Below are 12,419 nucleotides of genomic sequence, written 5' to 3' on the forward strand. Positions count from 1 at the left end.
CCTTTGTCTGCCAGAACAAAGTGAGATCAAAGACAGGCGGGTAAAGATGACCGACATGGTTCCTATGGCACCGTTTCCGGCTCTGCCGGGAACGGACATGGAGGCGCAACCCCAGGCGCCGAGCACTCTCAGCCGCAAGGCCAAAGCAGCCATTGTTGTGCGGCTGTTGCTGAATGAAGGGGCGGACATCCCTTTGGAGGACCTGCCCGAAGATTTGCAGGCCAAACTGACCAAACAGATGGGATCCATGCGGCTGGTTGACCGCACAACGCTTGCCAGCGTTGTCGCGGAGTTTGCGGATGAGCTGGACAGCGTTGGTCTGTCATTCAAAGGCGGGATCGCAGGTGCGCTCGATTCCCTTGATGGCCGTATCTCCAAACAGACTGCGGCCCGTCTGCGCAAAGAGGCGGGCGTGCGGCAGTATGGCGACCCCTGGGCGCGACTGCGTGACATGAGCGCCGAGCAGCTGCTCCCCGTTCTGGAGAATGAGAGCATCGAGGTCGCCGCTGTGCTTCTGTCCAAGATCCCCGTGCCCCGGGCGGCCGAACTCCTGGGGCAGCTGCCGGGGCCGCGTGCGCGCCGCATCACCTACGCCGTCTCACAAACCAGCGCCGTCACCCCGGATGCGGTGGACCGCATTGGCCTGTCGCTGGCCACTCAACTGGACGCAAAACCGCTCAAGGCGTTCGACGACGGGCCCGTGGAACGTGTGGGCGCGATCCTGAATTCCACTCCGGCGGTCACGCGCGACGACGTGCTCGAAGGGTTGGATGAAACCGACGCAGGTTTTGCCGAACTGGTGCGCAAGGCCATCTTCACCTTCGCAAATATCCCCAAGCGCATCGCGCCCCGGGACATCCCACGGGTCATTCGCGAACTCGACCAGGAACTGTTGGTTACCGCTCTGGCCGGATGCGAAGCGGCGGGCATGAAAGAGACCGCAGATTTCATTCTGGAAAACATGTCAGGACGTATGGCAGACCAGTTGCGCGAAGAGATCGAGGAGCGCGAAAAGGTCAAACCCGCAGAGTGCGAAGAGGCCATGGCCGAGATTGTGACAAAGATCCGCGAGATGGAAGCCTCAGGCGACCTGCTGCTCGTGGTCCAGGACGAGGACGAGGGCTGATCACTGGTCCCACAGGAGGGTGTCGTCACCCCGTGACATGAAATTGTCTTCTGGATGAGCTTCATTTCAAGGGCGACCAAACCCGAAGATCTTTGGAGACGTTAGAGAGCCACCCAAGCTGATCTGCGCCGAGGTCGGCACAGGCGACAGCCCGCGCGGTCCCTGGTGCCGGGCGGTGCTACTTCAGCTGCGCCGCAGCGAGGATCGGGCCCATATCTGATGCTTGAACAAGAACCACAACCGGATGGTCACCCTCAGCTTTTGCCGCCAGAGCCAAGGGCGCGCGCCCACTCCACTCGCCCAGCACGGTCCAGTCTTCGGTCACATTCGCATAGGTGATGGTCCGCCCCGCGTTCTCCCCACGGGTGATGCGCGCCTCGCGCTCCGGGGTATAGCGTAGCATATGGATCACCATAGGCTCCCCCACTGTCTTCAGCATCTTTGCCGAAATCTGGATCTGATCTCCACTCCGTGTCAGCTGCAAAGATACGGCGGGTGCCATGCGCTGGTGATCCGCAATAGCCTTTGCCACCTCCATCGGCCGAGCCCCGACAATATCGGTCAGGCCGTTCACGATCATCTCTGGCGTGTAAATCGAGCGCCGCCCGGCGACCGTCGCATAGGCCCGCTGCCGCTCGGCGTTGCGCGGATCCGCGAATTCGTCTTTCCACCCGATATAGTCCCAATAGTCGACATGCAGCGCGAGCGCGATCACATCATCGCGCTCAGCCAGATTGTGCAGCAACTCATCTGCTGGCGGGCAGGAGGAGCACCCTTGCGACGTGAAGAGTTCGATGACCACGGGGCTGTCTTCGGCCAGACCCGGCGCCGCCATCATCCACAGCGCCGCGGCGGCCTTTGCAATGCATCTCATGTGATTCCTTCTCCGGCCTTCAATGCCCCACAGCAGCACCGTAAAAGCACCCAGCTGTAATGACCAATCAAGGTTTCTTGAGACTTTGCGAGATAAATCAAACATATGGCGGTATGCGACGGTATACAGATACTGTGGATATCCATCGATTTGAGTTGAACTGGCTTGTCCCATAGGGCATTCAATCCACACTCCTAAGATGATCCAGCTTAAGCCAGAGGACCTCTGCTATGCCCATCACTGTTGGTCACGACACCTCCAAGACACGTCAGACACTGAGCGTCGGTAGCCAGGCGGTCGACTATTATTCCATCTCCGCCGCGACCGCCGCCGGGCTTGGTGATTTCGCCAAGCTGCCCGCCGTGCTTAAGGTCGTGTTGGAAAACATGCTGCGGTTCGAGGACGGCAAGACGGTCACCACCGAAGACATCAAGGCCTTTGCGGAGTGGGGTGCCAAAGGTGGCAAGAACCCGCGCGAGATCGCCTATCGCCCGGCCCGCGTTCTGATGCAGGACTTCACTGGCGTCCCGGCCGTCGTCGATCTTGCGGCGATGCGCGACGGCATTGTGGCTCTGGGCGGCGATCCAGAGAAGATCAACCCGCTGAACCCCGTCGATCTGGTCATCGATCATTCGGTCATGATCGACGAGTTTGGCAACCCCCGCGCCTTCCAGATGAATGTGGACCGGGAATATGAGCGCAATATGGAGCGCTACACCTTCCTCAAGTGGGGCCAGAAGGCGTTCAACAACTTCCGGGTGGTGCCGCCCGGCACCGGCATCTGCCATCAGGTGAACCTCGAATACCTTGCGCAGACCGTCTGGACAGACACCGACCAAACCGGCGCCGAAGTCGCCTACCCCGACACGCTTGTTGGCACCGACAGCCACACCACCATGGTGAACGGCGCGGCCGTTCTGGGATGGGGTGTCGGCGGGATCGAGGCCGAGGCCGCAATGCTGGGCCAACCGATCTCCATGCTGATCCCCGAGGTGATCGGGTTTGAGCTGACGGGCACCATGATGGAAGGCACCACCGGCACCGACCTCGTGCTGAAAGTGGTCGAGATGCTGCGCGCCAAGGGCGTGGTTGGCAAATTCGTCGAATTCTACGGCGAAGGGCTGGACCGCCTGCCGCTGGCCGACCGCGCGACCATCGCGAATATGGCGCCTGAGTACGGTGCGACCTGTGGCTTCTTTCCCATCGACGGCGAAACGCTGCGCTACCTGCGCAACACCGGACGCGATGAGGGCCGGATCGCGCTGGTCGAAGCCTATGCGAAGGGAAACGGGTTCTGGCGCGATGCGGGGTACAGCCCGATTTACACCGATACGCTGCACCTGGACATGAGCACCATCGTGCCCGCCATTTCCGGCCCGAAGCGTCCCCAGGACTATGTGGCGCTGGACCACGCCAAAGCCGCTTTCACAAAAGAGATGGCGGAGACCTTCAAGCGCCCGATGGACAAGGAGGTGGCCGTCGCGGGCGAAGACTATACGATGGAAAGCGGCAAGGTTGTGATCGCCTCGATCACCTCTTGCACCAACACGTCGAACCCCTACGTGATGATCGGCGCGGGGCTGGTGGCGCGCAAGGCTGCGGCGCTTGGCCTCGACCGCAAGCCCTGGGTCAAGACCTCGCTCGCGCCCGGAAGCCAGGTGGTCAGCGCCTATCTGGAAGCCGCAGGCCTTCAGGAAGACCTGGACAAAATTGGCTTTAACCTCGTGGGCTACGGCTGCACCACCTGCATCGGCAACTCCGGCCCAATCCAGAAGGAACTGTCGGAGGCTATCGCCGAGGGCGATCTGGTTGCGACCTCCGTCCTCTCGGGCAACCGCAACTTCGAAGGCCGGATCAGCCCGGACGTGCGGGCCAACTACCTCGCCTCGCCACCACTGGTCGTCGCCTATGCGTTGGCGGGCACGCTGGACATTGACCTCACATCGGAGCCTTTGGGGCAGGACACCGACGGCAATGACATCTTCCTGAAAGACATCTGGCCCTCCAGCCAGGAGATCGCGGAGCTGGTCGAGGCAACCGTGACACGCGAAGCTTTCCTGACCAAATACGCCGACGTCTTCAAAGGAGACGAGAAATGGCGGGGTGTCGAGACCACGGACAGCAAAACCTATGACTGGCCCGCGGCCTCGACCTATGTGCAAAATCCGCCCTACTTCCAGGGCATGGGCAAAGAGCCGGGTGTAATCACCAACATCGAAGGCGCTAAGGTGCTGGCGGTGCTGGGCGACATGATCACCACCGACCACATCTCGCCCGCCGGGTCGTTCAAATACACCACGCCCGCCGGGCAATATCTGGTCGAGCGTCAGGTGCCGGTGCGGGAGTTCAACTCCTATGGCTCGCGCCGGGGCAACCACGAGGTGATGATGCGCGGCACCTTCGCCAACATCCGCATCAAGAACGAGATGCTGGATGGGGTTGAGGGCGGCTATACCAAGGGCCCCGACGGACAGCAAACCTCGATCTTCGAGGCGGCGATGGCGCATCAGGCCAATGGCACCCCGCTGGTGATCTTTGGCGGCGAGCAATATGGCGCCGGTTCAAGCCGCGACTGGGCGGCCAAGGGTACAGCGCTATTGGGCGTGAAAGCCGTAATCGCCGAGAGCTTTGAGCGCATCCACCGCTCCAACCTCGTCGGCATGGGGGTGATCCCGTTTGAGTTCACCGGCGGCGACAGTCGCAAATCGCTTGGCCTCACAGGCGACGAGATCGTCTCGATCCATGGGCTCGACACCATCCAACCACTGCAGGAGGTGCCCTGTTCGATCACCATGGCGGATGGCACGGTGAAAGAGATCACCCTGAAATGCCGCATCGATACGGCGATCGAGATCGAATACATCGAACATGGTGGCGTGTTGCACTACGTGCTTCGCAACCTCGCACAAGCGGCGGCCTGACGTCTCGCATCGACATCATCGACAAGCCCCGGAGCGCACACTCCGGGGCTTTTTTTGTTCAACTTGCGCCCGATCAAACCGCGCGCCCACGCCTTGCCCTAACCTGCCAGCTGACAGGAGGTCACCCCATGGCAGCAACCACACGCGACGAGTTGATCGCGATCACCCGGAAAGAATATGACAAACTAGCGAAGCTGATCACGCAGGTCACAGAAGCGCAGGCGCTGATCAAGGATGCGGATGATACGTCGATCAAGGACGTCATTGCTCATCGCGCGCATTGGGTTGAGCTGTTTCTCGCATGGTACGCCGACGGTCAAGCCGGGCGTGAGGTTCACTTTCCAGCGGAGGGCTACAAATGGAACGATCTCAAGCGTTACAATGCTGATTTGCGGGCCCGGCAGATGGATCTCAGCTGGGAAGAGGCCGTGACGGCGCTGCAACAGGCACAGGCGACCCTCTTGGCCTTCATCGAAGAAACGTCAGAAGCGGAGCTCTACGGTAGGCCGATGGAAGGCGCTAAGAACCACTGGACACCGGGCCGCTGGGCCGAAGCAGCCGGGCCAAGCCATTTCAGGTCGGCGGCAAAATACATCCGCGCGCGGCTGCGCAAGATGGCCTGATCACTCCGACAGCGCCTTTTCCAACTCAGGCAGAAACCGCTGCTCATAGTCACTGCCAAGCAGCGGCCCGGCAAAGCGGAAGAGCACGGTGCCATCTGCATCGAGGATGAAGGTTTCGGGCGGTCCGGTCACGCCCCAATCGATGGCCGTGCGGCCCTGCGGGTCGAAGGCAACCGCCTTGAACGGGTTGCCATCGTCATCGAGATAACTGGAGGCGTTGCGCGCCTGATCCTTGAAATTCACGCCGATGATGGGCATCCCCTCCGCCGCCATCTCCAGCAGCTTGGGGTGCTCGGCATGGCAAGGCGGGCACCAACTGGCCCAGAAATTCACCAGCGTGACCTGCCCCGTGGCCATCGCCTCCGGCGTCACGGGCGGGTACTCTCCCAGGGCTTCGGTCGTGATCGCAGGCGCCGGTTGCCCGATCATGGTTGAGGGCAGATCGTTGGGGTTGTCGCGGAACATGCCGATGCCAGCGAGAGCCACAAACCCCGCAAAAATCAGCGGTGGTGCGATCATCATGGGAGAGACCTTAGCCATCACGCTTGCTCCTCTTTTCGACCTCCTGCAGCGCGCGGCGCGCACGGCGCCCCTGCCGCAGGGTCCAGACAACCAGCAACACGAGCAGCAGCAGCGACACACCATAGGCCGACAGCACCGCGTCGGCGTATTTGCCCAGATCCGGCATCATGAGCGCGCCTCCTCCCGCGCCTGCAGCGCGCGGGTGCGGCGCAGGCGGATTTCCGTGCCCGTGCGGTAGAGCACAAGCGCCAGGAAAATCAGTACAAAGCCCGCGATGCAGACCAGCAGCGGGAAATAGAACACATCCGCCACGTTCTCTTCTTTGTCGAGGCTGAGCGAAGCCCCCTGATGCAGCCCTTGGTTCCAGAAATTCACCGCATAGCGGCTGAGCACCGCAAAGACCGACCCCACGAGGCAAAGCACCGAGGTCAGATCGGCTGCGGTGTCCGGGTCATCAATGGCCGCCCAAAGCGCCATGTAGCCGAGATAAAAGAGGAACAGGATCAGAAAGGACGTCAGCCGCGGGTCCCAGGCCCACCAGGTGCCCCACATCGGCTGGCCCCAAACCGCTCCGGTAAAAAGCGCGATCAGCGTCATCACAACACCGACAGGCGCTGCAGCCTTGGCGGCCAGCGCGCTGACGTGGTGCCGACGGATGATCCAGATGAGGGACGCCACCAGCATCATGAACCAGGCGTTGATCGCCATCAGCGCCGAGGGCACGTGCAGATAGATGATCTTGACGGTGGAGCCTTGGCGGAAGTCATCCGGCGTGAAGAAAAACCCCCAGATGAGGCCAACCACCAGACAAAGGCCCGACAGCCAACAGAGCGCGGGCAGCACCCGTTCACTGAAGCCGAGGAATTTCACCGGGTTGGCATAGCTCCAAAAGCCCGAGGGGCGCTTGGGGATCGGGGTTTCTTCCGTCATCGACATGGGTCAGATGTAAGCGGTCGCGCGCCTGCGCTCAATGGGCAAATGGTCGGTCTCACCGCAAGTTCACCCGCAGGGCCACCGCAGACGCAAAGGGCATGATGGCGATGACACCCAGCGTGATGCCCGCCAACATCAACAGCGGCGTTGTCGTCTGCATGCCCTCGGCGCCGCGCCGCGCGACCTCGGCCCCAAAGATCAGCGTGGGCACATAGAGCGGTAGCACCAGCAGCGACATCAAGAGCCCGCCGCGTTTCACACCCACGGTCAATGCGGCCCCGAATGTGCCAATGACCGACAGCGCGGGCGTTCCGAGCACCAGAGAGATGACCAGCCAGAAGTACCCGGGCTGCGGCAGGCTCAGCAGCACGCCAAAGACCGGCGCGGCCAGCACCAGCGGCAGCCCTGTCGTGATCCAATGCGCCAATGCCTTGATGCTGAGCGCGGCCTCCAGCGGCAGCGGTGAGGTAGCGAGCAGATCGAGCGTGCCGTCCTCCCAGTCGAGCGCCAGCAGGCGGTCGAGCGACAAAAGGCAGGCGAGCAAAGCGCCAAGCCAGAGGATACCGGGTGCGATGCGCGACAAAAGCTCCGACTGCGGGCCAACGCCGAAGGGCACCAGCACGGTCACAATGAGGAAGAAGGCCAGCCCAAGGCCAAAGCCCCCGCCCGCGCGGATTGCAAGGATCAGATCGCGGCGGAGAAGGGCCTTCACAGAAACGCCTCATCGCTGGCGCCCAGTCGGGCGTCATGCGCCGCGCGGAAGGGGGTCACGTCAAGAACCTCAGCCTCAAGCCCAAGGTCAATATGCGTGGCGATCAGAGCCGCCCCCCCTGCCCCCAGATGCGCGCGTACGGCTGAGGCAAAGAGCGCGACGGCATCCACGTCGAGCGAGACGGTCGGCTCGTCCAGCATCCAGATCGGGCGCCCGGTGATCAGCATCCGCGCCAAACCCAGCCGCCGCTTTTGTCCTGCGGACAGCGTGCCTGCGAGACGGTCGCGCAGCGGGTCCAGTGAAAACGCGTCAATCGCGGTCTCGATATCGCGCTGGCCAAAGACATCTGCCCAGAAGGTCAGGTTTTCCGCGACGGTCAGCATGGCCTTCAACCCATCGGAATGCGCGGCGTAGGCGATCTGGTCTTCTCCGGCGATGATCTCTCCCGACAGCGGCGGTTGCAGCCCGGCCAGCGTGCGCAGGAGCGTCGTCTTGCCCGACCCGTTTGGCCCGCGCAGGATCAACGCCTGCCCAGGCGCGAGGCTGAAATTCAACCCCTCCAGCACCGGCAGCCCGCCCCGGGCCACGCAAAGATCACGGATCGTCAGTGTCATGGCCCCAGCGTTAACCGATTGCCGCCACAACCAAAAGCCCGATCAGACCGGGATCAGTGCCAGCGCGATGCGGCGGCCCTCGCTCAGCAGAACGTTGTACGTGCGGCAGGCGGCCGGGGAGGCCATGACCTCGACCCCCAGGCCCGCCTCCTCCAGCGCGGCGCGCAGATCAGATGGCAGATGCGCAATCTCGGCGCCCGTTCCCACGAACAGAACATCAACCGTGCCTGCCAGAACCAAAAGCGCGTCAGCGTCCGAGTAGCCGCCCCAGCTTTGCGGACCCTCCGGCCCGATGATCATGGGGCCGTGCACAACCTCTCCGCCCACGCGGAAAAATCCGGGGCCGTAGCCTTCGACAGGTTTTGCATCCGTGAATGTAATCTCGTTGAGACGCATGGTTCGCTCCTTAGTGGCTCCAGAGGGGCAAGCCGATCAGCACCGCGCTTGCGACAACTGCGTAGGCGACGTGACGGTAAAGCCTCTCCCGATCCGGGTCAAACAGCGTACGCCCCAGCAGGGTGCCCATCGCATAGGGCACGAGCATCACGAGGCCCAGCACCACCGCCTCCCACCCGATCAGCCCTTGCAGAGCCATTAGCGGCACCAGCGACAGCGAGGTGAGCGTGAGAAAGAGCAGGGTGTTGGCCCGGCTGCGGGCAATGCTGTCCTGCCCGCTGAGTTGAAAGAGGATCACCAGCGGCCCGTTCAGCCCGACGGAGCCCATCATCACGCCCGCCGCCGCCCCGATGGTCGCGCGCACGCGCTTAGAGGGGGCCGCGTGGTAGCGCCACCCGGCGATCAGCAGGATAAGCGTCACGGAGATAATCCCCGACAGCACCCAGCGGATCAGATCGGTATCGCTCGTGCGCAAGACCCAGATGCCAATAGGCGCGCAGAGGATGGCTGCGCCAATCATAAGCAAAGTGTTGGGCCGGTCAGCCTGTCCCCAAGCCCGCGGCACCAGTGTGACCAACGATGCGAGGGCAGAGACTGCGAAGGCCCCGATGGCCAGAGGTGGCGCCACAAAGGCGGTGGCCACGGGCATGTAAACCAACGCCGCGCCGAAGCCCGAGAAGCCATAGACGAGCCCGGCTGCAAAGGTCGCTGCCAACACCCAGACGAGGCCGGGCGTGGCAAGCAGATCAAGCATCAATATTGGCGTATTGGTTGCCGGAGTTGGCGTCGGGCTTCGACCAGTCGCGCTTGACGCCAAGATAGAGCAGCGCGGCGGAGGCCACGAAGATCGAGGAATAGGTGCCCACGATCACACCCCAGATCATCGCAAAGACAAAGCCCCGGATCACATCACCACCCAAGACAAAGAGCGCAATGAGCGCCAGCAGCGTGGTCACGGAGGTCATGAACGTTCGGCTGAGGGTCTCGTTGATCGAGATGTTGAGCACCTCGTTCAGCGGGCGTTTCTTGTATTTGCGCAGGTTCTCCCGCACCCGGTCAAAGACCACCACGGTGTCGTTCAGAGAATAGCCCACGATGGTCAGAAGCGCCGCGATAATGGCGAGGTCAAAGCGGATCTGCAGTTCGGAAAACACCCCGATGGTCAGGATCACGTCATGCACAAGGGCCAGAACCGCCCCCAGCGCAAACTGCCATTCGAACCGCAGCCAGATGTAGATCAGAACCGCACCGATGGCCAAAACCACGGCGATGGCCGCCGTCTGGATCAGCTCGCCCGAGACCTTGGGGCCAACAGATTCCACTGAGACAAACTTGATGTCGGGTCGCACGGTTTTCAGCGCCTCTTCAACAGCGGCGATGACAGCCGGGGTCACAGCCTCCTGCCCTTCCTGCGCCTGAATGCGGATCATGGCGACGTTCTGGTCCGGCCCAAAAGTCGGGTCGAAGACCTCTGTGATCGACACATCGCCCAGTTCCAAAGGCGTCATGGCGTCACGGTAGATGCCGATATCCACGGGCAGCGGGCTCTCTGTCCGGATGGTTGTGCCACCCCGGAAGTCGATGCCAAAGTTCAGCCCCTGGATCATGAAGGAGGCAAAAGCCACCACCATCATCAGCCCGGAAATGCCCAGCCAGAGCTTCCAGCGCTTGAAGAAATCGAAATTTGTGCCTTGTTTGACCAGTCTCAGACGCATCTCAAACCTCGATTGTTTTGGGGCGGCGGCGTTCGAACCACATGACCACTAGCAGGCGCGTGACGAAGATCGCGGTGAACACGGATGTCAGGATACCGAGGCCCAGCGTGATCGCAAAACCGCGCACCGGGCCGGAGCCCATGGCAAAGAGGATCGTCGCGGTGATGAAGGTGGTGATGTTGGCGTCGAGGATGGCGCTCAGCGCCTTCTCGTAACCCAACTCGATGGCTCGCGCCGGTCCTTTCGAGGTTTTCAGCTCCTCGCGGATCCGCTCGAAGATCAGCACGTTGGCGTCCACCGCCATCCCGACGGTTAGCACGATGCCCGCGATCCCCGGCAGTGTCAGCGTAGCGCCGATGAGGCTTAGAAGACCAAAGATCAGCCCGATGTTGATGATAAGCGCGATGTTGGCGAAGAATCCGAAGAGCCCATAGCTGAGGAACATGAAGACCAGCACGGCGGCAAAGGCCACCATGGTGGCAATCTTGCCCGCGTCGATACTGTCCTGCCCCAGTTCCGGGCCGATGGTGCGCTCTTCCAGGAACTCCAGACCGGCGGGCAAGGCACCCGCCCGCAAAAGCACCGCGAGATTAGTGGATTCCTCCACCGTGAACTGCCCGGTGATGATGCCGGAGCCGCCCGGAATATGGCTCTGGATCGTGGGGGCGCTGACCACTTCGTCGTCCAGTACGATGGCAAAGGGGGAACCGATGTTTTCTGCCGTATAATCGCCGAACTTGCGTGCACCGGAGGTGTTAAAGCGGAAGTTCACTGCAGGGCGCCCGTTCTGGTCAAAGGCAGGCTGCGCATCGACCAACTCCTCACCCGTCACGACCGAGGCCGCTTCGATGGTGTAGAAGACGCCCGGCTCATCCAGCGAGGGCACGATCTTGTTGCCAATCCCGGGTGCCGCATCGGGGTTGGTGCCGCGCGTGACCACCGGGTTGAAGGTGAGCTGCGCGGTGGTGCCGATGATCTCTTTCAGCTCCGTCGCAGAGCCGATGCCCGGCACCTGGATCAGGATACGGTCGGCACCCTGCCGCTGGATCGTGGGTTCGCGTGTGCCAACCTCGTCGATCCGGCGGCGGATGATCTCCAGCGACTGCTGCACCGTGCGCTCGTCGGTGGCGAGCTTTTCCTCTTCGGAGAGCGCAACGACAATCAGATCGCCCTCTGCCCGCACGGTGATGTCATTGGCGCCCACACCGGTCAGCGTCTGCACCGGGCGCGCCAGAGCACGCACGATCTCCAGCGCGCGCGGCATCCCCGCAGGTTCGCTGATCCGCACGCGCACTTCGTCATCTGCAGACGGTTGCAGCCGGATCGTGCCCACGGTCGACCGCTCAGGCCGCAGCGCATCGCGGATTTCCGGCCAGGCCGCATCCATGCGCGCGGCATAGACGTCTTCGACCTGCACTTCGGCCAGCAAATGCGCCCCGCCGCGCAAATCAAGCCCGAGGTTCACCAGCCCCGAGGGCATCCACTCCGGCCACAGCCCGCGATCTGCCTGGTTCTCAGCCGTATCCGCGCCCAGTTCTATGGCCTGAACCGCGTCATTGTGCCGCTCGACATTGGTGTAGAACGCGTTGGGCATCGCCAACCACAGACCCACAGCGCATGTCAGCCAGATCAGAATGCGCTTCCAGAGGTCGATTTGCAGCATGTCTGCGCCTTTTCAATAAGCTGGGAGGCTGGCTTACTTCGCCGGTTCGGTCTTGGACAGCACGCTTGCGATGGTCGACTGCACCACGCGGATCTTCACACCATCGGCAATCTCAAGCTCCAGCTCGTTCTCGCCGTCCTTGACCTTGGAGACCTTGCCGATCACCCCGCCCTGCGTCACCACCTGATCGCCGCGGCGCAGGGCGTTCACCATCGCCTGATGCTCTTTCACCTTCTTTTGCTGCGGGCGAATGAGCAGGAAATACATGATCGCGAAGATCAGGATCAGAGGTACAAATTGCGCGAACGCTTCCATGACAA

At 62.2% G+C, this 12,419-nt stretch carries 14 protein-coding genes; 3 read left to right on the forward strand and 11 right to left on the reverse strand.

Translation table 11 applies throughout. The annotated features are described in order from the left end of the window. The first annotated feature begins 55 nt into the window (after positions 1 to 55). Positions 56 to 1,126 (forward strand): flagellar motor switch protein FliG, encoded by a 1,071-nt coding sequence (locus So717_RS20670; protein ID WP_159980964.1) that lies wholly within the window; start codon positions 56 to 58, stop codon positions 1,124 to 1,126. 178 nt (positions 1,127 to 1,304) lie between these two features. Here So717_RS20670 and So717_RS20675 read toward each other — a convergent pair whose 3' ends face one another. Next, positions 1,305 to 2,000, reverse strand: coding sequence for a DUF1223 domain-containing protein (locus So717_RS20675; protein ID WP_159980873.1), 696 nt, complete (start codon positions 1,998 to 2,000; stop codon positions 1,305 to 1,307). A gap of 230 nt (positions 2,001 to 2,230) precedes the next feature. On the opposite strand from So717_RS20675, the gene acnA reads away from it, so the two are divergent. Both acnA and So717_RS20685 read left to right on the forward strand, forming a co-directional pair. Next, the gene (gene acnA, locus So717_RS20680; protein WP_159980875.1) at positions 2,231 to 4,921 is read left to right on the forward strand and encodes an aconitate hydratase AcnA; all 2,691 of its coding nucleotides are present in this window, start codon (positions 2,231 to 2,233) and stop codon (positions 4,919 to 4,921) included. 128 nt (positions 4,922 to 5,049) lie between these two features. Continuing rightward, the gene (locus So717_RS20685) at positions 5,050 to 5,544 is read left to right on the forward strand and encodes a ClbS/DfsB family four-helix bundle protein (RefSeq protein ID WP_159980877.1); all 495 of its coding nucleotides are present in this window, start codon (positions 5,050 to 5,052) and stop codon (positions 5,542 to 5,544) included. On the opposite strand, the gene So717_RS20690 is transcribed toward So717_RS20685, so the two are convergent. Genes So717_RS20690 through yajC form a run of 10 tightly spaced genes read right to left on the reverse strand, consistent with a single transcriptional unit; the run spans position 5,545 to position 12,414 of the window. Then, a complete protein-coding gene (locus So717_RS20690; protein WP_159980879.1) occupies positions 5,545 to 6,084 on the reverse strand; it encodes a DsbE family thiol:disulfide interchange protein in 540 nt (179 codons plus the stop codon). It lies immediately after the preceding gene. Then, on the reverse strand, positions 6,077 to 6,232 hold the full coding sequence (ccmD, locus tag So717_RS20695) for a heme exporter protein CcmD (protein ID WP_159980966.1): 156 nt from the start codon (positions 6,230 to 6,232) through the stop codon (positions 6,077 to 6,079). The genes So717_RS20690 and ccmD overlap by 8 nt, the downstream gene beginning before the upstream one ends. Next, complete coding sequence (locus So717_RS20700) at positions 6,232 to 7,002, reverse strand: heme ABC transporter permease (RefSeq protein ID WP_159980881.1); 771 nt, start codon at positions 7,000 to 7,002, stop codon at positions 6,232 to 6,234. Before So717_RS20700 ends, ccmD begins: the two co-directional genes overlap by 1 nt. A gap of 52 nt (positions 7,003 to 7,054) precedes the next feature. Next, positions 7,055 to 7,711: a heme exporter protein CcmB gene (gene ccmB / locus So717_RS20705; RefSeq protein WP_159980883.1), complete on the reverse strand. Its 657-nt coding sequence runs from the start codon at positions 7,709 to 7,711 to the stop codon at positions 7,055 to 7,057. Then, a complete protein-coding gene (gene ccmA, locus So717_RS20710) occupies positions 7,708 to 8,325 on the reverse strand; it encodes a heme ABC exporter ATP-binding protein CcmA (RefSeq protein ID WP_159980885.1) in 618 nt (205 codons plus the stop codon). Before ccmA ends, ccmB begins: the two co-directional genes overlap by 4 nt. A 42-nt stretch (positions 8,326 to 8,367) precedes the next feature. Further along, the gene (locus So717_RS20715) at positions 8,368 to 8,721 is read right to left on the reverse strand and encodes an Mth938-like domain-containing protein (RefSeq protein WP_159980887.1); all 354 of its coding nucleotides are present in this window, start codon (positions 8,719 to 8,721) and stop codon (positions 8,368 to 8,370) included. 10 nt (positions 8,722 to 8,731) lie between these two features. Continuing rightward, positions 8,732 to 9,475 carry a sulfite exporter TauE/SafE family protein gene (locus So717_RS20720; protein WP_159980889.1) on the reverse strand — a complete coding sequence of 248 codons (744 nt, stop codon included), beginning with the start codon at positions 9,473 to 9,475 and terminating at the stop codon, positions 8,732 to 8,734. Next, positions 9,468 to 10,436: a protein translocase subunit SecF gene (gene secF, locus So717_RS20725; protein ID WP_159980891.1), complete on the reverse strand. Its 969-nt coding sequence runs from the start codon at positions 10,434 to 10,436 to the stop codon at positions 9,468 to 9,470. Before secF ends, So717_RS20720 begins: the two co-directional genes overlap by 8 nt. A gap of 1 nt (position 10,437) precedes the next feature. Continuing rightward, complete coding sequence (gene secD / locus So717_RS20730; RefSeq protein ID WP_159980893.1) at positions 10,438 to 12,099, reverse strand: protein translocase subunit SecD; 1,662 nt, start codon at positions 12,097 to 12,099, stop codon at positions 10,438 to 10,440. 33 nt (positions 12,100 to 12,132) lie between these two features. After that, the gene (yajC, locus tag So717_RS20735) at positions 12,133 to 12,414 is read right to left on the reverse strand and encodes a preprotein translocase subunit YajC (protein ID WP_159980895.1); all 282 of its coding nucleotides are present in this window, start codon (positions 12,412 to 12,414) and stop codon (positions 12,133 to 12,135) included. Positions 12,415 to 12,419: the final 5 nt, after the last annotated feature.

Source organism: Roseobacter cerasinus (genome assembly GCF_009811755.1).
Classification (GTDB): Bacteria; Pseudomonadota; Alphaproteobacteria; order Rhodobacterales; family Rhodobacteraceae; genus Roseobacter; species Roseobacter cerasinus.

Excerpts from the sequence above, each read along its gene's own strand:
- So717_RS20670 (WP_159980964.1), top strand. The coding sequence starts at position 56 with ATGGTTCCTATGGCACCGTTTCCGGCTCTGCCGGGAACGGACATGGAG.
- So717_RS20675 (WP_159980873.1), bottom strand. The coding sequence starts at position 2,000 with ATGAGATGCATTGCAAAGGCCGCCGCGGCGCTGTGGATGATGGCGGCG.
- acnA (WP_159980875.1), top strand. The coding sequence starts at position 2,231 with ATGCCCATCACTGTTGGTCACGACACCTCCAAGACACGTCAGACACTG.
- So717_RS20685 (WP_159980877.1), top strand. The coding sequence starts at position 5,050 with ATGGCAGCAACCACACGCGACGAGTTGATCGCGATCACCCGGAAAGAA.
- So717_RS20690 (WP_159980879.1), bottom strand. The coding sequence starts at position 6,084 with ATGGCTAAGGTCTCTCCCATGATGATCGCACCACCGCTGATTTTTGCG.
- ccmD (WP_159980966.1), bottom strand. The coding sequence starts at position 6,232 with ATGCCGGATCTGGGCAAATACGCCGACGCGGTGCTGTCGGCCTATGGT.
- So717_RS20700 (WP_159980881.1), bottom strand. The coding sequence starts at position 7,002 with ATGTCGATGACGGAAGAAACCCCGATCCCCAAGCGCCCCTCGGGCTTT.
- ccmA (WP_159980885.1), bottom strand. The coding sequence starts at position 8,325 with ATGACACTGACGATCCGTGATCTTTGCGTGGCCCGGGGCGGGCTGCCG.
- So717_RS20715 (WP_159980887.1), bottom strand. The coding sequence starts at position 8,721 with ATGCGTCTCAACGAGATTACATTCACGGATGCAAAACCTGTCGAAGGC.
- So717_RS20720 (WP_159980889.1), bottom strand. The coding sequence starts at position 9,475 with ATGCTTGATCTGCTTGCCACGCCCGGCCTCGTCTGGGTGTTGGCAGCG.
- secF (WP_159980891.1), bottom strand. The coding sequence starts at position 10,436 with ATGCGTCTGAGACTGGTCAAACAAGGCACAAATTTCGATTTCTTCAAG.
- secD (WP_159980893.1), bottom strand. The coding sequence starts at position 12,099 with ATGCTGCAAATCGACCTCTGGAAGCGCATTCTGATCTGGCTGACATGC.
- yajC (WP_159980895.1), bottom strand. The coding sequence starts at position 12,414 with ATGGAAGCGTTCGCGCAATTTGTACCTCTGATCCTGATCTTCGCGATC.